Here is a 21,171-nt window from a genome sequence, read left to right as displayed (position 1 = left end):
TGCCGGATGCCGAGAATCCTTGCCAATTAAGGTTTGTTTAGGTCGCCGTGAGGATGGCGGTCAGCGGCCCGGGGCGACAAGAAAGCGCAGCACCGTCTCGCCCATGGCGCGCTCGTCCGTCTGCTCGAACCCGCCCGGCACCTCGAACGGCGCGGCCAGCGCTTCCTCGACGATCACCAGCGCACCCGGCTTCAGCCAGCCGCCATCGCGCGCCGAGACGAGCGCCGCCGTGCCGAGACCGCGACCATAGGGCGGATCGGCGACGACGCAGTCGAACGGCTCCATCGTTCCCACGATGCCGAGGCTGGTGGCGTCGCGCCGGAAGATCTTGGACCGTCCCTGCAGGCCGAAGGCCTCGATGTTCTCGCGGATGAGGCCGCGGCCCTCGACGCCCTCCTCGACGAACAAGCAGAAGCGGGCGCCGCGCGACAGCGCCTCGATGCCGAGCGCGCCTGTGCCGGAGAACAGGTCGAGCACCCGGGCGCCGTCGAGCTGAAAGCCCGGCCGGTGCGTCAGGATGTTGAACAGGGTCTCGCGGTTGCGATCCGTGGTCGGCCGGATCGTATCGGTCTTCGGGACGGCCAGCCGCCGCCCCTTCAGTTCACCCCCGACGATGCGCATGCCGGATCAGCCCTTGCGCGGCGGACGCGGCGGGCGCCCCGGACGCTGCGGCGCGTCGCCGCCGGAGCGCGGCGGACGACCGGCGGGCTTGCCCGCGCCACCACGCGGCGCCGACGGGCCGGACGGCCGTTCGCCGCGGGACGGGCCCCGGTCGGGCCGGCCGGCCTGCGAGCCCAGCGCCTTCTTGGTCCCCTGCGGCCGTGCGCCCGGCGCCATCCAGACATTGGCGCTGCGCTTGGGCGCATCGATCGGACGCTTGGGCGGGCTCGCCGCATCGTCGCGGCCGCCGGCGGCGTCGCGATCGCCATATGGCTTCTTCGGGCCCTCGAAGCGCTTGCCCGGACGCTCGCCGAACGGCTTGCGATCGCCGCGCTCGGGCCGTCCCGCACGGGTATCGAGCCGGCCCAGCGCATCCTCGCGCTTGGCCTCGCGGACCCGCTTCTTGTTCGGCGCGGTCTCGCTGGCGGAAATCCACTCGTCGGACTTCTTCGGCCGCTCCGTGCGCTCCGCCTCGACCGGGCGGTTGGAGAAGGGCTTGGCCACCGGCGCGTCGAAATCGGCGCCCGATTCCTCGATCAGCCGCTCGCCGAGCTGGTCGCGCAGCATGCGGCCCTTGATTTCCTGCACCGAGCCTTCCTTGAGGTCGCCGAGCTGGAACGGGCCGAAGGACAGGCGGATCAGCCGGTTCACCTCGAGGCCGAGATGCGCCAGCACCTTCTTGACCTCGCGGTTCTTGCCCTCGCGCAGGCCGAGCGTCAGCCAGACATTGGAGCCCTGCTCGCGGTCCATCGTCGCCTCGATGGCGCCGTAGAAGACCCCGTCGATGGCAATGCCCTGGCGCAGCTCGTCGAGACGTGCCTGGGTAATCGCGCCATGGGCGCGCACGCGGTAGCGCCGCAGCCAGCCGGTCGCCGGCAGCTCCAGGATTCGGGCGAGCCCGCCATCGTTGGTCAGGAGCAGCAGCCCCTCGGTGTTGATGTCGAGGCGTCCGACGGTGAGCACCCGCGGCATGTCGCCGGGCAGGCGGTCGAAGATCGTCGGCCGGCCTTCCGGGTCGCGGTTGGTGGTCACCGTGCCGGCGGCCTTGTGGAACAGCCACAGCCGTGTCCGCTCGATGGCCGGCAGCGGCGCGTTGTCGATCTCGATCCGGTCGGACGCCGTGACCACGACGGCCGGCGTGTCGAGGACCTTGCCGTTCAGCTTGACGCGGCCATCGGCGATCATGCCCTCGGCGTCGCGGCGCGAAGCGATGCCGGCGCGCGCCAGGCGCTTGGCGATCCGCATCTCGCCAACGGCGGATTCGGTTTCGGCCCGGGGCGCACGATCGTCGCGCGGCGCCCGCTTCGGCCGGTCGTCACGCACCGGGCGGCGTTCGCCGCCGGACCGCTCCGGGCGATCGCCTCTCGGCGCATCATGCTGCAGCCGTCCGAAGCTGCGGGGCTTGGCCCCCTCGCCCTTGTCGTCGCGCGCGCCGCCATGGGAGAACATGCCACGGCTTTTCGGCGTGAAGGGCTTGCCGCCCTCGCGCGGCTTCGGCCGGTCGCCGCGCTCGCGGTCACCGCCACCTGCGCCCCGTTTGCCACCGGGTCCGCGTCCGCGACCTTTTCCGTCGTCGCCGTTCGTCGTATCGCTCATGCAACTGCCTCTCATGCGGCGGCTATCTGCTCGGACCGGCGCTCGCGCCGGCTCACCACCGTCGAGATGGTGAAAGGATCGGCGGCGCGGTTCGCCCCTGAGGAGCTGGAACGCTTGCGCCGACCCGCGAATGGATTAGCAGGTGGCTCTACAGCATCGCCCGTCAAAGGGGAACGGGATTCGGACCGCGCCATGCGGCCGGATCTACAGACCAAGGAGCCGCCTCTGCCCCGCCCGACCTTCATGGACATCGCCCTCGAAGAAGCCCGGCTGGCCGCAGCGCGGAACGAGACGCCCGTCGGTGCGGTCATCGTGCGCGGCGACGAGGTCATCGCCCGCGGCGGCAACGAGACCCGCCAGCGCAACGATCCCACCGCCCATGCCGAGATCGTCGCGATCCGTGCGGCGGGTGCCCGCCTCGGTTCCGAGCGCCTGCCGGACTGCGATCTCTATGTGACGCTGGAGCCCTGCGCCATGTGTGCGGCGGCGATCTCGTTTGCGCGCATCCGGCGGCTCTATTACGGCGCGGCCGATCCCAAGGGCGGCGGCGTCGATGCCGGGCCGCGCTTCTTCAGCCAGCCCACCTGCCACCACGCGCCCGAGGTCTATTCCGACATCGCGGCCCGCGAAAGCGCGGAGCTTCTGCGCGGTTTCTTCCGGGCGCGGCGGTCCTGACCGCGTCCGCCCACCGGCGACATCCCATGCGCGTGTCTTAAGGGCCGACGGCCCAGCGAACGGGCGTGATCAGAACGGCAGGAGGTCGCGGATCTTCGAGCCGAGGCCCTCGCCGCTGCCGCGCAGGCGCCGTTCCTTGACGCTCTCGTCGACGCCCGGATCGCCGACCGGGGCGGTGGCCGCGGGCTGGCGATAGGCGACCGGCGGCTCGCTCAGATATTTGCGCTGGGCCGGGCTGCCCTGTGCGCGCTCCTTGAGGCGGGCACGCACGAGTTCGCCGCGACTGCGCAGCTGCTGCGGCGTCAACAAGGGCGCGTCGTCGTTGTTCTTGCCGAAGTCGAAGCCGTCGCTGCTGGTGCGATCGAGATAGGCCTGCGTCACGCCTTCCTTGCGGGCGGTCGCGACATCGGCCGGGATAGGTCCGTCGCCCTGATAGGCAGCGGCCTGCAGGCGGGCGCTGCGCTGTTCGGGCGATTCCGGCCAGTTCGGATCACCGGTCGTGTTGCGCGCCGTCTGCGGCGCCGGCAGCACACCGGTGTTCTCGGGCTTCACCAGCTCGGGGCGCGGCGCATAGGCGATCTCGGCGCTCTTGTTGTCGCCGCCGAGGCTGACGACGTTGTTGAGGTCGTCGAACAGCGTCTCGCCCTGCGACTTGCCGGTGCCGTAGGTCGGTCCCAGACAGCCGGTCAGCGCCAGGCTGGCCGCTCCGATAGCCGTAGCGCGAAGCGCATTGCGGACTGTCTTCGATGTCATCCGGTACGGCCCCCTAGCCGATCATTTCCGCCCCCCATACCGGCATCCGGCCGGTCGGGCGGACCCTGCGCATGTCACGGAAATCTGGCGAATTCCGGGCGCAGTTCTAGGCTGCTGCAATGGGTTCTGCAAGCGTGCGGCCACCGCCGGGGCCGCCGCACGCCTCGATTGTCTCGACGCTCAGGCGGCCGTCAGCCGCTGCGCCGCCTTCAGCTCGTGCAGCGCCGCCGCATCGCGCGCCGACACGTCCGGGAAGGCCGGGTCCGAGCCGACATCGCCGGTGATCTTCCACGAGCGGGCGCATTTGGTGCCCTCCGCCTTGCGGAAGACAACGGCGACGCCCGGCGTGTCGGCCAGACGGAAGGCATCCGTCGGGGCCGGCTCGGCCGAGATGACGAGACCCGAGGTGATGGCGATCTCGGCGAAGTCGACCGAGGCCGCCTCTGCCCGCAGTTCGGCATCCTCGACATGGACCACCGGCGAGGCTTCCAGCGACGAGCCGATCACCTTCTCGCGGCGCTTTTCCTCCAGCGCCCCCATGACGACGCGGCGCACCCGGCGCAGCTTCTGCCAGCGGGCCGCCAGCTCGCCGTCACGCCAGGCCGGATCGACGTCGCGGAAGCTCTCCAGATGCACGGACTTCGCCTCCGGATAGCGCGACAGCCACGCCTCCTCCATGGTGAAGGGCAGCATCGGCGCCATCCAGGTCACCAGGTGGTCGAACAGGATGCGGACCACCTGCAGCGACGCCTTGCGGCGCGTCGAGGACAGCGGATCGCAATAGAGCGCGTCCTTGCGGATGTCGAAATAGAACGCCGACAGCTCCACCACCACGAAGTCGAGCAGCGTCCGGCTGATCCGCTTGAAGTCGAAGGAATCGTAGCCCTTGCGCACGATCTCGTCGATCTCGGCCAGCCGGTTGAGCATCAGCCGCTCCAGCTCCGGCATCTCGGCCAGCGGCACCGTCTCGCCCTCGTCGTGGGAGAGCGTGCCCAGCATCCAGCGCAACGTGTTGCGCAGCTTGCGGTAGCTGTCGATGTTGGTCTGCAGGATCGTCTTGCCGAGCCTCAGATCCTCCGAATAGTCGGAGCTGACCACCCAGAGCCGCAGGATGTCGGCGCCGGACTGCTTGATGACATCCTGCGGGGTGACGACGTTGCCGAGCGACTTCGACATCTTGCGCCCCTCCTCGTCCATGACGAAGCCATGGGTGAGGACGGCGTCATAGGGCGCCCGGCCGCGGGTGCCGCAGGATTCCAAGAGCGAGGAATGGAACCAGCCGCGATGCTGGTCCGAGCCTTCCAGATAGAGGTCGGCCGGCCATTTCAGGTCGGGCCGCTTCTCCAGGCAGAAGGCGTGGGTGGAGCCGGAATCGAACCACACGTCGAGGATGTCGCGGACCATGGTCCACTTGCCGGCATCGTGCCCGTTGCCGAGGAAGCGCTCCTTGGCGCCGTCGGCGAACCAGGCGTCGGCGCCCTCGGCCGCGAAGGCTTCGAGGATGCGGGCGTTGACCGCCTCGTCCTTCAGCACCTCGCCATTCTCGTCGGCGAAGACGCAGATCGGCACGCCCCAGGCGCGCTGGCGCGACAACACCCAGTCCGGCCGGTCGGCGATCATGCCGCGCAGCCGGTTCTGGCCGGACGCCGGCACGAAGCGCGTCGCGTCGATGGCGCCGAGCGCGCGGTTGCGCAGCGTGTCCTCGGTGCCGGCGTTTACCGACTGGCCGTCGAGGCCGTAGCCGCCGAGGTCCTGGTCCATATGCACGAACCATTGCGGCGTGTTGCGGAAGATCACCGGCTTCTTGGACCGCCAGCTATGCGGATAGGAATGCTTCAGCCGGCCGCGGGCGATCAGGTTGCCATGCTCGATCAGCGCGGCGATGACCCGCTTGTTGGCATCGCCCTTCTTGCCCTTGTCGTCGATGACCCGCGCGGCTCCGCCGTCCGCGTCGGGGCCGAAGCCCGGCGCGTCCTTGGTGTAGAAGCCGTCGTCGTCGACGGTGAAGGGGATGGTCGTGTCGATGCCACGCTTTTCGAGGTCGCGGCGCGCATCCATCCAGGCGTCGAAATCCTCGCGGCCATGCCCCGGCGCGGTATGGACGAAGCCGGTACCGGCATCGTCGGTGACGTGGTCACCCTCGAGCAGCGGCACGGCGAAGTCGTAGCCACCGCCGACACCCTTGAGCGGATGATCGCAGGCGAGGCCCGCGAGATCGCCGGCCGGAACGTCCGCCACGCGGCGATAGCCGTCCTCCGGCACCCGCGCCTTAGACAGGACGTCGGCGGCCAGCGCGTCGGCCAGCACCAGCCGGTCGCCGGCCTTCGCCCAGCGCGGATTCTCGGCGTCTTCCCCGGCCGTCACCTCGTAGAGGCCGTAGGCGATGCGCGGCGAATAGGCGATCGCCCGGTTGCCCGGGATCGTCCAGGGGGTGGTCGTCCAGATGACGACGGCCGCACCGGCAAGCGCCTCGCTGCCGCGCACCGGGAACTTGGTCCAGATCGTGTCGGACTCGTGGTCGTGATACTCGACCTCGGCCTCGGCCAGCGCGGTCTTTTCCACCACCGACCACATGATCGGCTTGGAGCCGCGATAGAGCTGGCCCGACATGGCGAATTTCAGGAGCTCGCCGGCGATCACCGACTCCGCCCCGTAGGCCATGGTCAGATACGGGTCCTTGAAGTCGCCCTCGACGCCGAGGCGGCGGAACTCCTCGGTCTGCACGCCCACCCAATGGGCGGCGAAGTCGCGGCATTCCTTGCGGAACTCGTTGACCGGCACCTCGTCCTTGTTCTTGCCCTTGGCCCGGTACTGCTCCTCGATCTTCCACTCGATCGGCAGGCCGTGGCAGTCCCAGCCCGGCACGTAATTGGCGTCGTAGCCGCGCATCTGGAACGAGCGGGTGATGACGTCCTTCAGCACCTTGTTCAGGGCGTGGCCGATATGGAGGTTGCCGTTGGCGTAGGGCGGCCCGTCATGCAGCACGTATTTCGGCCGGCCGGCCGATTCCCGGCGCAGGGTGCCGTAGAGGTCCATCGCGTCCCACTTGCCGATCCATTCGGGCTCGGCCTTGGGCAGGCCGGCGCGCATGGGAAACGGCGTTTCGGGCAGGAACAGCGTCTTGGCGTAGTCGATCCCGGTGGCGGAACCGGCCGCAGTGTCGTTCTTGGTGTCGCTCATGAATTCAGCCATGTCGTCTGCCGCGGTCGTGACGGCGGCGCGAGAAAAGGAGGCGTGGTGGCGCAAATGGCCGGCAACCCGGACCTTCTCCGGCCTGGCCGGTCAGAAGGCCGGGCGACTAATTCGGCCCGGACGGAGTATTGCGCGTGGATCCAACATGGCGTGGCTTTAGCAACTCCGCGCCCGGATGGAAAGAACGCCCCGCCGCAGGGCTGGCGTCGCCGCTCGCGGGTGAAGGCTCAGAACGCCATGCGCCGGTCGAGGTCGCCGAGCGGCGCGACGCCGGCGAGCATGGCCGGGGCTTCGTCCGCGTCGCGATCCATCTGGGCAATCAGCGCCTCGGCGCCGTCGAAGCGCTCCTCGCCGCGCAGGAAACCGAACAGCGACACCGAAACGGTCTCGCCATAAAGATCGCCCGAAAAGTCGAACAGGAAGGTCTCGAACAGCGCCGCGCCATTGTCGAAGGTCGGGCGGCGGCCGAAGCTCGCCACGCCGTCATGCAGCGTGCCGTCAGCACGGCGCAGGCGCACCGCGTAGATGCCGTGCTTCAACAGGCTGTCCGGCTCGATGACCATGTTGGCGGTCGGATAGCCCAGCGTGCGGCCGAGCCTGGCACCGCCGACCACCTCGCCGGCAATCGTCCAGCGATAGCCGAGCAGCCCCGCGGCCTCGGCGACGGTGCCCTCCCCGAGGCAGTCGCGGATCCGGCTCGACGACACCGTCTCGCCGCCCTCGTCGACGAAGGCCGGCACCAGGGTGGCGCCGAAGCCATGCATCCGGCCCGCCTCGGCCAGCGTCTCGGGCGTGCCGCCCCGCTTGGCGCCATAATGGAAGTCGAAGCCGGCAACCACGTGATGGGCGCCCATCGCCTCGACCAGCACGGTCTCTACGAAGGCTTCCGGCGCAAGACCGGCGAATTCGCGGGTGAACCCCTGTTCGACCACCGCGTCGAAGCCGAGCATCTCCAGGAGGCGCGCCTTCATCGGCGCCGGCGTCAGCCGCGCCACCGGCTGGTCGGGCCGGAACACCGAGCGCGGATGCGGCTCGAAGGTCAGGCAGACGAGCGGCCGTCCTTCGGCCGCCGCGATGGTCCGGGCCTCTCCCAGGACGGCCTGATGGCCGCGATGCACGCCGTCGAAATTGCCCACCGCCACGACGGCGCCGCGCAGATCCGCCGGCACGTCCGCGACCGAGCCGAGACGCGCGATCGCGTCTGGCATCATGTCAGGGCAGCCATGAAGTAGCGCGCCGTCAGGCCGCGTTCCGAGAGGACGGCGGCGACGGTCTGCGTCGCCGAATCCGCCGACGCCAGTTCCTCGCCGTGGATGCCGTCGGTGATCAGCAGTGCGTCGGCGCCGAAATCGTTGGCGCCCTTCACGTCGGTCATCAGCCCGTCGCCGATCGCCAGCACCCGCGACGAGGACTTAAGATCGAGGACGCGCGACGCGACGTCGTAGATCGGCCGGTGCGGCTTGCCGGCGAGGCGCACCGTGCCGCCGATCAGGCTGTAGTCGCGCGCCAGCGCCCCGGAACACGGAATCAGCCGTTCGCCGCGATGCACGACGATGTCCGGATTGGCGCAGATCATCGGCAGGTCGAGCGCCTGCAGCCGGGCCAGCATGTCGGCATAGTCCGCCGGCGTCTCGACCTCGTCATTGTAAAGGCCCGTGACGATCACCGCCCTCGCCTCGGCCTCGCCGACCAGATCGACGTCGATACCGGCGAAGAGGTCGTAGTCGCGCTCCGGCCCGATGTGGAAGACCGGCCCCGCGACATCGGCGATCAGGGCGCGCGTGGCGTCGCCGGAGGTGACGATCGCGTCATAGGCGTCGTGGGAGAAATCCATCGTGCCGAGCTGCGCAACGACCCCGGCCGACGGGCGCGGCGAGTTGGTCAGGAGCACCACCTTGACGCCCGCCGCACGCGCCGCAGTCAGCGCCGCCTCGGCGGCCGGATGCTTGACGACGCCGTTGTGGACGACGCCCCAGACGTCGCAGAAGATCGCGTCGTAGTCGCCGGCGATCTCGGCCAGCGCGGCGATCGGCCGGACGTCCTGCGGCGGTCGGACGGTATCCGCCCCGCGGCCGGTGTCGGAGAGAGAAGTTTCCATCGGTGTCCACGCTGCCATTGCCTGTCCCGTGCCGATAGAGGCGGCCTGCCGACCGGTCAAGGCGAAGCGCTGTCGCAAGCGCCTGCACCTGCCGCATCAACCCCGCCCAGGGATGCCGGGCCGATCCCGCACGGCGATTAACGAAACTTCGATGACGCGATGCGCCGACCGCTTGACACCGCGCCGGCTGCGACACTATCTCCATCGTCGTTAGCACTCGCCCCAGGTGAGTGCCAGTTGTTCACGCCGGATGCCGAAAAGCGGGTCCGGCCATATCCGTCAACGAAGGGTTCAACGAACATGGCAGCTGTGAATTTCCGTCCTCTGCACGACCGCGTCGTGGTCCGTCGGGTGGAATCCGAAGCCAAGACGGCTGGCGGCATCATCATTCCGGACACCGCCAAGGAGAAGCCGCAGGAGGGCGAGATCGTCGCCGTCGGTTCCGGTGCTCGTGACGATTCGGGCAAGGTCGTGCCGCTGGACGTGAAGGCGGGCGATCGCGTCCTCTTCGGCAAGTGGTCGGGCACCGAGGTCAAGCTGAACGGCGAAGACTTCCTGATCATGAAGGAATCCGACATCATGGGCGTCGTCGCCTGATCAGGCGCCTGCGATTTCCGTAATTCCACGAAACTTCGAAACGGCGCGGCCTGATCAGATGGCGCGCCCGGGAGAATACGAACATGGCAGCTAAAGAAGTAAAGTTCGGCCGCGACGCACGTGAGCGCATGCTGCGTGGCGTCGACATTCTTGCCGACGCGGTCAAGGTGACCCTCGGCCCGAAGGGCCGTAACGTCGTCATCGACAAGTCCTTCGGCGCCCCGCGCATCACCAAGGACGGTGTCTCGGTCGCCAAGGAGATCGAGCTCGAGGACAAGTTCGAGAACATGGGCGCCCAGATGGTGCGCGAAGTGGCCTCGAAGACCAACGACAAGGCCGGTGACGGCACGACCACCGCGACGGTTCTCGCCCAGGCGATCGTCCGCGAGGGTGCCAAGGCCGTTGCCGCCGGCATGAACCCGATGGACGTCAAGCGCGGCATCGACGCGGCCGTTCTGAAGGTCGTCGAGGCGCTCGGCGTTGCCGCCCGCTCGATCGACACCTCGGACGAAGTCGCCCAGGTCGGCACCATCTCCGCCAATGGCGAGAAGGAAATCGGCGAGATGATCGCCTCGGCCATGCAGAAGGTCGGCAACGAGGGTGTCATCACCGTCGAGGAAGCCAAGACCGCCGAGACCGAGCTCGAAGTCGTCGAAGGTATGCAGTTCGACCGCGGCTACCTGTCGCCGTACTTCGTGACCAACCCGGAGAAGATGGTCGCCGAGCTCGAGGATTGCTACATCCTCCTGCACGAGAAGAAGCTCTCCAACCTCCAGGCGCTGCTGCCGGTCCTCGAGTCCGTCGTGCAGTCCTCCAAGCCGCTCCTCATCATCGCCGAGGACGTCGAGGGCGAGGCCCTGGCCACGCTGGTCGTCAACAAGCTGCGTGGCGGCCTGAAGATCGCGGCCGTCAAGGCACCGGGCTTCGGCGATCGCCGCAAGGCCATGCTTGAGGACATCGCTGTCCTGACGGGCGGTACGGTCATCTCCGAGGACGTCGGCATCAAGCTCGAGAACGTCACCCTCGACATGCTCGGCCGCGCCAAGAAGGTCTCGATCACCAAGGAAAACACCACCATCGTCGATGGTGCCGGTGAGAAGACCCAGATCGAAGCCCGCGTCGGCCAGATCAAGGGTCAGATCGAGGAGACCACCTCGGACTACGACCGCGAGAAGCTCCAGGAGCGTCTTGCCAAGCTCGCAGGCGGCGTCGCCGTCATCCGCGTCGGCGGTGCGACGGAAGTCGAAGTCAAGGAGAAGAAGGATCGCGTCGACGACGCCCTCAACGCGACCCGTGCGGCCGTCGAAGAAGGTATCGTGGCCGGTGGTGGCGTCGCGCTGCTGCGCGCTTCCAACGCCGTCACCATCAAGGGCATCAATGCCGACCAGGACGCCGGCATCGCCATCGTCCGCAAGGCGCTTCAGGCTCCGATCCGTCAGATCGTCCAGAACGCCGGTGCGGAAGGCTCGATCATCGTGGGCAAGATCCTCGAGAACGAGTCCCTGTCCTTCGGCTACAACGCCGCGACGGGCGAGTATGGCGACATGATCCAGATGGGCATCGTCGATCCGGTCAAGGTCGTTCGCTCGGCTCTCCAGGACGCGGCATCGGTCGCCGGCCTGCTGGTCACCACCGAAGCCATGATCTCGGAGGCTCCGAAGAAGGAGTCGGCCGGCGGCGGCGGTGGCATGCCGGGTGGCATGGGCGGCATGGGTGGCATGGGCGGTATGGACTTCTAAGAAGTCCGAACCGGCCGGACATTCATCCGGACTATCGAGGGGCTCGGCATCGCCGGGCCCCTTTTTACGTGCGCTCTCCCCTTGCCTTCCCCCGGCAGCACCGGCTTGCCCGGCCGCGCCCGCCTTGCGATAGACATGCCATGATCTCGCAGCGCGCCCGCTACGCCATCCGCTCCCTGAGGAACATCGCGCCGCGGGCCGCGCCCGTGTCGGCCGCCGTCATCGCCGCCGAAGAGCAGATTCCGCGCAAGTTTCTCGAAGCGATCCTGGCCGAGCTGAAACAGGCCGGCCTCCTCGTCAGCCTGCGGGGGGCGCGTGGCGGCTACCGCCTGGCACGGCCCGGCGACCAGATCAGCTTCGCCGATGTCCTGCGCGTCGTGGACGGTCCGCTGGCGCTGGCCCCTTGCGCGTCCCGCACCGCCTATCGCCGTTGCGAGGATTGTCGCGACGTGGAGACCTGCGAGACCCGCACCGCGCTTCTGGCGGTGCGCGACGCCACCGCCGCCATTCTGGAAGCCCGGCATTTCGGCGACGGGGACCGGACCGACGATCCCGTCTAGGCCGGGATGCACCCCATCCGCCCCGGCGTCCGCCCTGGCATATGCGGTCGCACCGCTCGCGGCGTCGAAGATGAGCGATCTCATGGGTCGGCGAAATACGCACAGGATGTGCGCGCGGCAGCCCCTCTGCCGAACTTCTATTCCTATCCAGGAGATAGGAATAAGGTAGCCTGATCCGGTCTCCAACGACCGGGTCTTCCATGAGCGACTTCCTCCTGTTTCTTGCCGTCGGCTTCCTCGCCCAGCTCGTCGATGGCGCGCTCGGCATGGCTTACGGCATCGTCTCCTCCACCGTGCTCCTGTCCTTCGGCGTCGCGCCCGCCGCGGCCTCGGCCTCGGTCCACACGGCCGAACTCTTCACCACGGCGGCGTCGGGCACCGCGCATCTCGCCAACCGCAATGTCGACTGGAGGCTGTTCTGGCGCCTCGTGCCCCTCGGCATTCTCGGCGGCGTTCTCGGCACGTACGTCCTGACCAGCATCTCCGGCAGCATCCTGCGCCCCTATGTCGGCGCCTATCTGGCGGTGATCGGCGTCTATCTTCTCGTCCGCTCGTTCCGGAAAATCCCCAGCAAGCCGGTTTCGCCTGCGACCTCCATGCCGCTGGCCGCCTGCGGCGGCTTCCTCGACGCGGTCGGCGGCGGCGGCTGGGGACCGATCGTGACCTCCGGCCTGCTCGGCGCCGGCGGCCAGCCGCGCTACGTCATCGGCACGGTCAACACGGCCGAGTTCCTCGTCACCCTCTCGGTCTCGCTGACCTTCGTCTTCGCGCTCGTCACCGGACATTGGGAGGAGGCCGGCGATCTGACGACCCACGGCCTCGCGATTCTCGGCCTGATCGTCGGCGGCGTCGCGGCGGCGCCCTTCGCCGGCGTGATCGTGCGCCGGATCCCGGAGACGGCGCTGTTGCGCATCGTCGGTCTTCTCGTCTGCGGTCTGGCCATCACGCAGATCGTCGGCCTCATCCGCTGAACCCGCCGCAGTTTTCCCGGAACAACCGCACCCGAAAACCGTTTGGATATCGAAGCTTGGCAGACACTGCCGGCAACGAAGCAAAGGAATGTCCAATGGTCGACAAGAACGAAGTCAAGGGTGCCGCCACCGAAGCCGGTGGCAAGCTCAAGCAGGCTGCCGGCGACCTGACCGGCAACGAGCGCCTGAAGGGCGAGGGTGCAGCCGACGAAGTCGAAGGCAAGACCCAGAAGAATTACGGCAAGGTCAAGGACGCGGTGAACGACCAGACCAGCTGATCGCGCCACGAGCCGCAGACGTTTCGAGAGGTCGTCCCCATGGGGCGGCCTTTTTCATGTGCGGAATCCAGCCGCACGTCGCACCATTGGGCCCTGCGTGACGCACTGTGTGCGCCGCAGCAATTCCGAACCCTCCTCCCCTCTCGACGACGGTGCGGACACCCGATTGTGGTTGCCGTTTCCCGTTGTTCGGCTATTTTGGAATCGATCCAAATCATGACGGAGCCGCGTGGCGGCACCTGCCTGACCGGCCGCCCTGAAGGAGGCTTCCCTTGATCAGTTTCACACTCAACGGCGAACAGAAGACGTTCGACGGCGATCCCGACACGCCCCTGCTCTGGGTCATCCGTGACGCCGAGCGCCTGACCGGCACCAAATATGGCTGCGGCATCGCCCAGTGCGGCGCCTGCACCGTGCATCTCGACGGCATGACCCGGCGCTCCTGCATCACGCCGATCTCCACCGTCGACGGCTCCAGCGTCACCACCATCGAGGGCGTCGAGGGCGCGGAAGCGGAGGCCGTGCAGGCCGCCTGGACCGCCATCGACGTGCCGCAATGCGGCTATTGCCAGTCCGGCCAGATCATGTCGGCCGTCTCGCTGCTGCAGTTCAATCCGACGCCGAGCGACGAAGACATCGACAACGCCATGGCCGGCAACATCTGCCGCTGTGCCACCTATCAACGCATCCGCCAGGCGATCCACGACGCCTCCGACACGCTGGAGGGCTGATCCCATGGGTATCCAGACCATCAACCCGACCCGCCGCAACTTCCTGATCGGCACCGGTCTCGTCATCGGCGTGGCGCTGGCCTCGCGGACGAAGGCCGCCGCTGCCCTGATCCAGGGTGCGCCGGCCGGTCCCGCCGGCCCCGCCAGCGAGTTCAACGCCTTCGTGCGCATCGCTCCGGACAGCACGGTCACGGTCCTGTCGAAGCATATCGAGTTCGGCCAGGGGCCCTATACGGGCCTGACCACGCTGGTCGCCGAGGAACTCGACGCCGACTGGAGCCAGATGCGCGCCGCCGCGGCGCCTGCGGACGAGACCTACAAGAACCTCGCCTTCGGCCTGCAGGGCACCGGCGGGTCGACGTCGATTGCCAATTCCTACGAGCAGATGCGCAAGGCCGGCGCCACCGCACGGGCCATGCTGGTCGCCGCGGCGGCCGAGGAATGGGGCGTACCGGCCGAGGAGATCACCGTCTCCAAGGGTCGCATCGCCCATGCGGCCTCCGGCAAGGAATCCGGCTTCGGCGAACTCGCCGACAAGGCCGCCACCATGGATGCACCTTCCGATCCGGTCCTCAAGGATCCGAAGGACTTCGTCCTGATCGGCACCGACCGGCCGAAGCTCGACACGCCGGAAAAGACCAATGGCAAGGCGGTCTTCACCCTCGACGTCCTCGCCGACAACATGATGATCGCCATGGTCGCGCATCCGGCCCATTTCGGCGCCACGGTGCAGAGTTTCGACGATACTGCGGCTCGCCAGATCCCCGGCGTCGTGGACATCCAGCAGATTCCGCAGGGCATCGCGGTCTATGCCGAGAACACCTATGCCGCCCTGAAGGCGCGCGATGCGCTGAAGATCGTCTGGGACCTGACCACCGCCGAGTCGCGCTCCAGCGAGGAGATCTACGAGGATTACCGCGCGCTGTTCTCCGGCGAAGGGCTCGAGGCGGCCAATGAAGGCGATGTCGACGGCGCCTCCTCGGCGAACGGCATCACCACGATGCACTCCGACCTCGTCTTCCCCTTCCTCGCCCATGCCCCGATGGAGCCGCTCGATGCGGTGCTGATCAAGCAGGAGGACGGCTCGATCGACTGCTACAACGGCTCGCAGTTCCCCGGCCAGGACAAGGCCGCGATCGCCGAGGTCTGCGGCGTCGACGCGTCGAAGGTGCGGGTGAACATGCAGCTTGCCGGCGGCAGCTTCGGCCGCCGCGCCCAGTTCGGCTCGCCCTACATGCGCGAGGCGGCAGCCGCCTTCAAGGCGTCCGGCATGGACCGTCCGATCAAGCACATGTGGACCCGCGAGGACGACATTCGCGGCGGCTTCTACCGCCCGATCTACGTCCACGCGATCAAGGGCGCCATCGATGCTGAGGGCAACATCGTCGCCTGGGACCACAAGATCGCCGGCCAGTCGATCATGAACAAGACCGAGCTCGACGAGACGACGGTCGAGGGCGCCTCGGACCTGCCCTATGCGATCCCCAATCGCCGGGTCTACGCGCATCAGACCGAGCTTCCGGTTCCCATCCTGTGGTGGCGTTCGGTGGGTCACACCCACACTGCCTTCGCCGTCGAGACCTTCCTCGACGAGATGCTGGAAAAGGCCGGCAAGGATCCCGTCGAGGGGCGCCTGGCGCTGCTCGGCGAGCATCCGCGCCACACGGCCGTCCTGAAGAAGGTCGCCGAGATCGCCGGCTGGGGCACGCCCGCCCCGGAAGGCCGTCAGCGCGGCGTCGCCGTCCACAAGAGCTTCAACACCTATGTCGCGGAGATCGCCGAGGTCTCCATCGGCGAGGACGGGGCTCCCAAGGTCCACAAGGTCTGGTGCGCGGTCGATTGCGGCGTCGCCGTCAATCCGAACATCATCCGGGCCCAGATGGAGGGCGGCATCGGCTACGGCCTCGGCGCGATCCTCTACGACCAGATCACGCTCGGCGACGGCGGCCGCGTCGTCCAGTCCAACTTCCACGACTATCGCTCGCTGCGCATCAACGAGATGCCCGAGGTCGAGGTCGCCATCATCCCTTCCAGCGAGCCGCCGACGGGTGTCGGCGAACCCGGCACTCCGCCGATCGGACCGGCCGTCGCCAATGCCTGGCGTCGCCTGACCGGCCAGCCGGTGCGCCGCCTGCCGATCGTCGGCAATCTCGTCTCGTGAACGACAGGACAGCATCTGTGACGTCAATGACATCCCTGGCCGGCCGCTTCGCCGGCATCCTCGTCGCCGCCGGCCTCGTCATGGGACCGGTCGGTGCGCAGGAACGCGCGCCCGCGGCGCCCGAACCCTCGACGCCTGCCGTCGCGCCCCAGGCCGATCCCGAGCGGACCCTGAAGCCGGTCTCCGCCTTCGACGGAATCGCCGACGAGACCCAGCGCTCGATCGCCATCTTCGAGGAAACCGGCAAGGTGCTTCTGCATCCGCGCTGCGTGAACTGCCATCCGGCGGGCAATTCGCCGCTCCAGGGCATGGAGATGCGCGAGCACCAGCCGCCCGTCGTGCGCGGCGATTCCAATTTCGGCGCCCCCGGCATGATGTGCAACACCTGCCATGGCCCCGAGAATGTCGAGGTGGTGGCGCAGGCCGAGGGCATCCGCTCGATCCCCGGCAATCCGAACTGGCATGTCGCGCCGATCGAGATGGCCTGGGAAGGCCGTTCGCTGGCCGAGATCTGCGTGCAGATCAAGGATCAGGACCGCAATGGCGGCAAGACCCTGGCCGAGCTCGTCGAGCACATGGCCGCCGACGATCTGGTCGGCTGGGGCTGGAATCCGGGCCAGGGCCGCGAGAAGGTGCCGGGCACGCAGGAGCAGTTCGGCGCGCTCTACGAGGCCTGGGCCGCGACCGGGGCGCACTGCCCGGCCGGCTGACCGGCCACCATTCATGACGACAGCTTGCAGGCGGGTTCCCCGGGGGCCCGCCTGTTTCGTTTGGGGCTCCGCCGCCTAAACCGATTTTACCCTGCGTCCGCCCCTTCCGATCCGGCGGCGCGCCCGGTAAGCCATGCCCGACCTGTACACGAGCTGCGAAGGGCAGAAGATGAGCACCCGTACCGAAACCGATTCCATCGGCGCCATCGAAGTCGAGGCCGACCGCTACTGGGGCGCCCAGACCGAACGGTCGCGCAACAATTTCCGCATCGGCGGCGACCGCCAGCCGCTGCCGCTGATCCACGCCCTTGCCCTCGTCAAGAAGGCCGTCGCCCGGGTGAACACCTCGATGGGCCGCCTCGACGGCCAGATCGCCGATGCCATCGAGAGCGCCGCCGACGAGATCGTCGCGGGCAAGCTCGACGACCACTTCCCCCTCGTCGTCTGGCAGACCGGCTCGGGCACCCAGACCAACATGAACGTCAACGAGGTCATCTCGAACCGGGCAATCGAGATGCTCGGCGGCACCATGGGCAGCAAGAAGCCGGTCCATCCCAACGACCACGTCAATATGAGCCAGTCGTCCAACGACGTCTTCCCGACGGCCATGCATGTCGCCACCGTCCTGGAGACCCGGCGCCTGCTGCTGCCGGCGCTCGACCGGCTGCATGGCTCGCTGGACGCCAAGGCGAAGCAATATGCGGCGATCATCAAGATCGGCCGCACCCATACCCAGGACGCCACGCCGGTGACGCTCGGCCAGGAATTCTCCGGCTACGCCGCGGCGCTGGAGCTCTCCAAGAAGCGCATCAACGACGCTCTCGACGGTGTCCTGGCGCTGGCCCAGGGCGGCACGGCCGTCGGCACCGGCCTCAACGCCCCCGAGGGCTTCGATACGGCGGTTGCTGCCGAGGTCGCCAAGCTCACCGGCGAGGCGTTCCGCACCGCGACCAACAAGTTCGAGGCGCTGGCCTCGCATGGCGCGCTGACCTTCTTCCACGGCGCGCTCAACTCGCTGGCCGCCGATCTGATGAAGATCGCCAACGACATCCGCTTCCTCGGCTCCGGCCCGCGCTCCGGTCTCGGCGAACTCAACCTGCCGGCCAACGAGCCCGGCTCGTCGATCATGCCGGGCAAGGTCAACCCGACCCAGGCCGAGGCCATCACCATGGTCGCCACCGAGATCTTCGGCCACGACACCACCGTGACGGTCGCCGCCTCGCAGGGCCATTTCGAGTTGAACGTCTTCAAGCCGGTCATCGCCAACGCCGTCCTGTCCTCGATCCGGCTTCTGGCCGATTCCATGGTCAGCTTCGCCGAACATTGCGTCGACGGCATCGAGGCGAACGAGGAGCGCATCCAGAGCCTGATGGAGCAGTCGCTGATGCTGGTGACCGCGCTGGCACCGACCATCGGCTACGATGCGGCCGCCAAGATCGCCAAGACGGCGCATCAGAACGGCACGACCCTGCGCGAGGAAGCCGTCGCGAGCGGCCTCGTCTCCGAGGCGGATTACGACCGGATCGTCGATCCGCGCACCATGATCGCGCCGGGCTGATCCGGGTGACAGACGGCGACGATCGATGCCTGCCTATCGGTCGTCGCCACCAGAACTGCGATTGTATCGTTTTTGGTTGACGAATTGTCGGCGCCGGGCCGGGATGCAAGTTCCGGCGCGGCAGTTTACCTGTGCATCGGTTCAACCGACAAAGGCACTGCGGAACATCATCCACCGCAAGGACGCCGCCCAGGAGACATCGCCATGAACGCCAATCTCATCCTTCTCGGCAGGGTTCTCCTGTCGATCATCTTCATCTTGTCGGGCTTCGGCAAGCTCGCCGGGGCCGCGGGCTTCTCGGGTTATCTGTCCAGTCTCGGCGTGCCCGCACCGCTCGTGATGGCCTATGTCGTCGGCGCCTTCGAGCTTCTGGCCGGCATCGCGGTCCTCGTCGGCTTCCAGACGCGGGCCGTGGCCATCGCGCTTGCCGCCTTCTGCGTCGCCACCGGTCTCCTCGCCCATATCGACGACCAGACCGCGCTGCTCAAGAACATCGCCCTTGCCGGCGGCTTCCTCGCCCTTGCCGGCGCCGGTGCCGGCGCGCTGGCCGTCGACAAGCCGAAGCGCGAAAGCCGCTACGCCTGACGAGCCCAAAGGTCCGAAGAACACTTCAGCCGCTCCGGTCGCCAACGCGCCGGGGCGGCTTTTTCGTGCGCACGCCCCCGAACCGCCCCCCCCCAACCGAACACTCGCCGAACGGCGGATGCCTTTACGTCAGTTCTGTTGCCTTATCGAATTCTCTTCTTATAGCATCGCGGCGCGTGAGATTCGCCACGTGACGCCGGCCAGCAGGTTCGATGGGGGAAATATGACGGAACGTGTCAGTATCAATTCCGGCCAGGTCAGCCGGGAATACGTCGCCTGGATGTTGATGGAAAAGGTCATCCATTCGGAGGCCGACATCAGACGCAACAGTCCTGACCGGAAATATGTTCTCGATCTCTTCGTCGAATGCCTGCAGGCGACGGGCGGCCACAGACCCGGATAGTCCTGAGCAGAACAGACCGCCGCTTCCCCAGAGGAAGCGGCGGCACCACCGGACTGATCAGTCCGGCGCCGAACCGAACCGGGCGGCAAGGGCGTCCGCCTCGGCCACATCCTGCCGGTCGCGCGCGACCAGCGAACGGATCAGGCAGGCCTGCGACCGCAAAATCACCCCGTCGGACAGGATCTTGAGATGGTTCGCGGTCAGGGTGGAGCCGGTCGAGGTGATGTCGACGATGACATCCGCCGAGCCGGCCGCCGGCGTGCCCTCGGTCGCACCGAGGCTCTCCACGATGCGGTAGCTCTGGATCCCGTTGCGCCGCGTGAAGAAGCTCTGGGTCAGCCGCCAGTATTTCGTCGCCACGCGCAGGCGGCGCCCGTGCCGGGCACGATAGCCGCCTGCCACGTCGTTCAGGTCTTCCATCGTCTCCACGTCGACCCAGGCATCGGGCACGGCCACCACCACGTCGGCATGACCGAAGCCGAGGCGGGCGACCGTTTCCACCATTTGTTCGGGCTCTGCGATGGTCTCGCGGATCAGATCCTCGCCGGTGATGCCGAAATCGATCGCTCCGTCGCGCAGTTCGCGAGCAATCTCCGAGGCCGACAGCAGCAGCACTTCCAGTCCCGGCGCGCCGGTGACGCTGGTGCGGTAGCTGCGCGAATCCTCGGCCGACGCGACATGGATGCCGGCCTCGGCCAGCGCCGCGACGGCCTTGTCCTTCAACCGCCCCTTGGAGGGGATCGCGAGGGTGAGCGTCATGCCGCGTCTCCCGTCCGGCTGGCGATGCGGTCGAGCCAGAGCGAAAAGCCGACGGCCGGCACGGGCCGCTCGGCGCCCAGTATGCTCAACAGCCGGTCATAGCGCCCGCCGCCCGCCAGCGGCTCGTTGGAACCCTTGCGGCGCGCCTCGAAGACGAGGCCGGTGTAATAGTCGATCGGCCGACCGAAGGCAGCGCGATAGCGCACCGCGGCGAGATCGACGCCGGCCGCCCGCAGCGCGAGATTGCGGGTCTCGAAGAAGGTCAGCGCCCGGCCGAGATCGAGGCCGGCCGCGCCGGCGAGATCGCCGATGACCGTGCCGGCCTCCGACAGGGGGGCGTCGATGGCCAGGAACCGGCGCAGAAGCTGCAGGGAGCCCTCGCTGAGCCGGGCCTCGGCGATCGCCACCTTCTCGATCAGCCGCGCCGCGACCTCGCCCGGCGAGCGCCCGGAATGCGGCGGCAGCCCCGCCTCCTCCATGCGTTCGCGAATTTTGAAAGTCAGCGCGCCCTGCTCGCCGAGACGGGCGAGTTCCGCAAATTCCGGATCGAGCGCGTCCAGCGCGCCGCTGCCGCCACGCGCCAGCGCGGCGAGTGCCGCTTCCAGCTGATCGTCATGGCCGAAGGTGCGCACCAGCCGGCGCTGCCAGCCCTCCGGCAGGCCCAGCGCCCGCAGGAACGCCTCGAACAGGCCCTGGTCGCCGAGAACGAGATCGAGCTCGCCGGCTTCGAGACCGCAGGTCTCCAGCCCCGCCAGGGCATCGGCCAGCGCCCGTGCATCGGCGGTCGCGGCGTTCTCCTCGCCCAGATCCTCGATCCCGGCCTGGTAGAACTCGCCGGGCCCGGTCGGCCGCTGGCGGAACACCAGCCCGACATAGCTGTAGCGGCGCGGCAGCGTCGCACCGTGGCCGACATGGTCCCGGCAGACGGGGATGGTGAAGTCGGGCCGCAGGCACAGGGTCTCGCCGGCCTCGCCGCGGGTCAGGAAGATGCGCCGGCGCAGCGCCTCGCCTGCCGTGTCGAGATAGGGATCGGCCGGCTGGATGATCGGCACGTCGACCCGCGCCGCGCCGCGGGCGGCGAACAGCGCGCCGAGCTCGGCATCGTAGGGCGCGCCCGTTCCGGCGCGTGTCTCGGCGCTCACGGC

General features: G+C 68.2%; 20 protein-coding genes. 12 read left to right on the top strand and 8 right to left on the bottom strand.

Going from position 1 to position 21,171, the window contains the following annotated elements:
• Positions 1–60 precede the first annotated feature (60 nt).
• Both rsmD and ACEQX1_RS14755 read right to left on the bottom strand, forming a co-directional pair.
• Positions 61–621: a 16S rRNA (guanine(966)-N(2))-methyltransferase RsmD gene (rsmD, locus tag ACEQX1_RS14760; protein WP_370195711.1), complete on the bottom strand. Its 561-nt coding sequence runs from the start codon at positions 619–621 to the stop codon at positions 61–63.
• 6 nt (positions 622–627) lie between these two features.
• Positions 628–2,271, bottom strand: a complete 1,644-nt coding sequence (locus ACEQX1_RS14755) for a pseudouridine synthase (protein ID WP_370196980.1) — start codon at positions 2,269–2,271, stop codon at positions 628–630.
• A 177-nt stretch (positions 2,272–2,448) separates the two neighbouring features.
• On the opposite strand from ACEQX1_RS14755, the gene ACEQX1_RS14750 reads away from it, so the two are divergent.
• Positions 2,449–2,931 carry a nucleoside deaminase gene (locus ACEQX1_RS14750; protein WP_370195712.1) on the top strand — a complete coding sequence of 161 codons (483 nt, stop codon included), beginning with the start codon at positions 2,449–2,451 and terminating at the stop codon, positions 2,929–2,931.
• Between the two features lie 69 nt (positions 2,932–3,000).
• Here ACEQX1_RS14750 and ACEQX1_RS14745 read toward each other — a convergent pair whose 3' ends face one another.
• From ACEQX1_RS14745 to ACEQX1_RS14730, 4 genes are all read right to left on the bottom strand, one after another.
• Positions 3,001–3,684, bottom strand: a complete 684-nt coding sequence (locus ACEQX1_RS14745; RefSeq protein ID WP_024349257.1) for a hypothetical protein — start codon at positions 3,682–3,684, stop codon at positions 3,001–3,003.
• Positions 3,685–3,864: 180 nt separating this feature from the next.
• Positions 3,865–6,864: an isoleucine--tRNA ligase gene (gene ileS / locus ACEQX1_RS14740; protein WP_370196979.1), complete on the bottom strand. Its 3,000-nt coding sequence runs from the start codon at positions 6,862–6,864 to the stop codon at positions 3,865–3,867.
• Between the two features lie 239 nt (positions 6,865–7,103).
• Positions 7,104–8,084 (bottom strand): bifunctional riboflavin kinase/FAD synthetase, encoded by a 981-nt coding sequence (locus ACEQX1_RS14735; RefSeq protein ID WP_370195719.1) that lies wholly within the window; start codon positions 8,082–8,084, stop codon positions 7,104–7,106.
• The gene (locus tag ACEQX1_RS14730; RefSeq protein WP_370196978.1) at positions 8,084–8,974 is read right to left on the bottom strand and encodes a TIGR01459 family HAD-type hydrolase; all 891 of its coding nucleotides are present in this window, start codon (positions 8,972–8,974) and stop codon (positions 8,084–8,086) included. The genes ACEQX1_RS14735 and ACEQX1_RS14730 overlap by 1 nt, the downstream gene beginning before the upstream one ends.
• 300 nt (positions 8,975–9,274) lie before the next feature.
• On the opposite strand from ACEQX1_RS14730, the gene groES reads away from it, so the two are divergent.
• The 11 genes from groES (at position 9,275) to ACEQX1_RS14675 (ending at position 19,267) form a co-directional block, all read left to right on the top strand.
• On the top strand, positions 9,275–9,571 hold the full coding sequence (gene groES / locus ACEQX1_RS14725) for a co-chaperone GroES (RefSeq protein ID WP_024349261.1): 297 nt from the start codon (positions 9,275–9,277) through the stop codon (positions 9,569–9,571).
• A gap of 83 nt (positions 9,572–9,654) precedes the next feature.
• A complete protein-coding gene (groL, locus tag ACEQX1_RS14720) occupies positions 9,655–11,310 on the top strand; it encodes a chaperonin GroEL (protein ID WP_009208296.1) in 1,656 nt (551 codons plus the stop codon).
• Between the two features lie 140 nt (positions 11,311–11,450).
• On the top strand, positions 11,451–11,870 hold the full coding sequence (locus ACEQX1_RS14715; RefSeq protein WP_370195669.1) for an Rrf2 family transcriptional regulator: 420 nt from the start codon (positions 11,451–11,453) through the stop codon (positions 11,868–11,870).
• 200 nt (positions 11,871–12,070) lie between these two features.
• Positions 12,071–12,841 carry a sulfite exporter TauE/SafE family protein gene (locus tag ACEQX1_RS14710; protein ID WP_370195668.1) on the top strand — a complete coding sequence of 257 codons (771 nt, stop codon included), beginning with the start codon at positions 12,071–12,073 and terminating at the stop codon, positions 12,839–12,841.
• A gap of 95 nt (positions 12,842–12,936) precedes the next feature.
• Entirely contained in the window at positions 12,937–13,119 is a 183-nt protein-coding gene (locus ACEQX1_RS14705) for a CsbD family protein (RefSeq protein ID WP_187392159.1), read from the top strand.
• 272 nt (positions 13,120–13,391) lie between these two features.
• Positions 13,392–13,850 (top strand): (2Fe-2S)-binding protein, encoded by a 459-nt coding sequence (locus ACEQX1_RS14700; protein ID WP_009208293.1) that lies wholly within the window; start codon positions 13,392–13,394, stop codon positions 13,848–13,850.
• A 4-nt stretch (positions 13,851–13,854) separates the two neighbouring features.
• The gene (locus ACEQX1_RS14695) at positions 13,855–16,011 is read left to right on the top strand and encodes a xanthine dehydrogenase family protein molybdopterin-binding subunit (protein ID WP_024349266.1); all 2,157 of its coding nucleotides are present in this window, start codon (positions 13,855–13,857) and stop codon (positions 16,009–16,011) included.
• A 26-nt stretch (positions 16,012–16,037) separates the two neighbouring features.
• Entirely contained in the window at positions 16,038–16,721 is a 684-nt protein-coding gene (locus tag ACEQX1_RS14690; RefSeq protein ID WP_370193794.1) for an Isoquinoline 1-oxidoreductase subunit, read from the top strand.
• Between the two features lie 169 nt (positions 16,722–16,890).
• Positions 16,891–18,279: a class II fumarate hydratase gene (gene fumC, locus ACEQX1_RS14685; RefSeq protein WP_228238440.1), complete on the top strand. Its 1,389-nt coding sequence runs from the start codon at positions 16,891–16,893 to the stop codon at positions 18,277–18,279.
• 204 nt (positions 18,280–18,483) lie between these two features.
• Positions 18,484–18,864: a DoxX family protein gene (locus ACEQX1_RS14680; RefSeq protein ID WP_035694448.1), complete on the top strand. Its 381-nt coding sequence runs from the start codon at positions 18,484–18,486 to the stop codon at positions 18,862–18,864.
• Between the two features lie 118 nt (positions 18,865–18,982).
• Positions 18,983–19,267 carry a hypothetical protein gene (locus tag ACEQX1_RS14675; protein WP_370193791.1) on the top strand — a complete coding sequence of 95 codons (285 nt, stop codon included), beginning with the start codon at positions 18,983–18,985 and terminating at the stop codon, positions 19,265–19,267.
• Positions 19,268–19,324: 57 nt separating this feature from the next.
• Here the strand turns inward: ACEQX1_RS14675 and hisG are convergent, their stop codons facing one another.
• The gene (gene hisG, locus ACEQX1_RS14670; RefSeq protein WP_370196977.1) at positions 19,325–20,026 is read right to left on the bottom strand and encodes an ATP phosphoribosyltransferase; all 702 of its coding nucleotides are present in this window, start codon (positions 20,024–20,026) and stop codon (positions 19,325–19,327) included.
• Complete coding sequence (locus ACEQX1_RS14665) at positions 20,023–21,168, bottom strand: ATP phosphoribosyltransferase regulatory subunit (RefSeq protein WP_370196976.1); 1,146 nt, start codon at positions 21,166–21,168, stop codon at positions 20,023–20,025. The genes hisG and ACEQX1_RS14665 overlap by 4 nt, the downstream gene beginning before the upstream one ends.
• Positions 21,169–21,171: the final 3 nt, after the last annotated feature.

The organism is Aurantimonas sp., from assembly GCF_964217435.1.
Classification (GTDB): Bacteria; Pseudomonadota; Alphaproteobacteria; order Rhizobiales; family Rhizobiaceae; genus Aurantimonas; species Aurantimonas coralicida.
Note: the sequence above shows the minus strand (reverse complement) of the source record. Positions and strands in the feature narration are given on the sequence as shown.

Excerpts from the sequence above, each read along its gene's own strand:
- groL (WP_009208296.1), top strand. The coding sequence starts at position 9,655 with ATGGCAGCTAAAGAAGTAAAGTTCGGCCGCGACGCACGTGAGCGCATG.
- ileS (WP_370196979.1), bottom strand. The coding sequence starts at position 6,864 with ATGAGCGACACCAAGAACGACACTGCGGCCGGTTCCGCCACCGGGATC.
- ACEQX1_RS14705 (WP_187392159.1), top strand. The coding sequence starts at position 12,937 with ATGGTCGACAAGAACGAAGTCAAGGGTGCCGCCACCGAAGCCGGTGGC.
- rsmD (WP_370195711.1), bottom strand. The coding sequence starts at position 621 with ATGCGCATCGTCGGGGGTGAACTGAAGGGGCGGCGGCTGGCCGTCCCG.
- ACEQX1_RS14680 (WP_035694448.1), top strand. The coding sequence starts at position 18,484 with ATGAACGCCAATCTCATCCTTCTCGGCAGGGTTCTCCTGTCGATCATC.
- ACEQX1_RS14715 (WP_370195669.1), top strand. The coding sequence starts at position 11,451 with ATGATCTCGCAGCGCGCCCGCTACGCCATCCGCTCCCTGAGGAACATC.
- ACEQX1_RS14675 (WP_370193791.1), top strand. The coding sequence starts at position 18,983 with ATGCCTTTACGTCAGTTCTGTTGCCTTATCGAATTCTCTTCTTATAGC.
- ACEQX1_RS14710 (WP_370195668.1), top strand. The coding sequence starts at position 12,071 with ATGAGCGACTTCCTCCTGTTTCTTGCCGTCGGCTTCCTCGCCCAGCTC.
- ACEQX1_RS14735 (WP_370195719.1), bottom strand. The coding sequence starts at position 8,084 with ATGCCAGACGCGATCGCGCGTCTCGGCTCGGTCGCGGACGTGCCGGCG.
- groES (WP_024349261.1), top strand. The coding sequence starts at position 9,275 with ATGGCAGCTGTGAATTTCCGTCCTCTGCACGACCGCGTCGTGGTCCGT.
- fumC (WP_228238440.1), top strand. The coding sequence starts at position 16,891 with ATGAGCACCCGTACCGAAACCGATTCCATCGGCGCCATCGAAGTCGAG.
- ACEQX1_RS14745 (WP_024349257.1), bottom strand. The coding sequence starts at position 3,684 with ATGACATCGAAGACAGTCCGCAATGCGCTTCGCGCTACGGCTATCGGA.
- hisG (WP_370196977.1), bottom strand. The coding sequence starts at position 20,026 with ATGACGCTCACCCTCGCGATCCCCTCCAAGGGGCGGTTGAAGGACAAG.
- ACEQX1_RS14695 (WP_024349266.1), top strand. The coding sequence starts at position 13,855 with ATGGGTATCCAGACCATCAACCCGACCCGCCGCAACTTCCTGATCGGC.
- ACEQX1_RS14755 (WP_370196980.1), bottom strand. The coding sequence starts at position 2,271 with ATGAGAGGCAGTTGCATGAGCGATACGACGAACGGCGACGACGGAAAA.
- ACEQX1_RS14730 (WP_370196978.1), bottom strand. The coding sequence starts at position 8,974 with ATGGAAACTTCTCTCTCCGACACCGGCCGCGGGGCGGATACCGTCCGA.
- ACEQX1_RS14750 (WP_370195712.1), top strand. The coding sequence starts at position 2,449 with ATGCGGCCGGATCTACAGACCAAGGAGCCGCCTCTGCCCCGCCCGACC.
- ACEQX1_RS14690 (WP_370193794.1), top strand. The coding sequence starts at position 16,038 with ATGACATCCCTGGCCGGCCGCTTCGCCGGCATCCTCGTCGCCGCCGGC.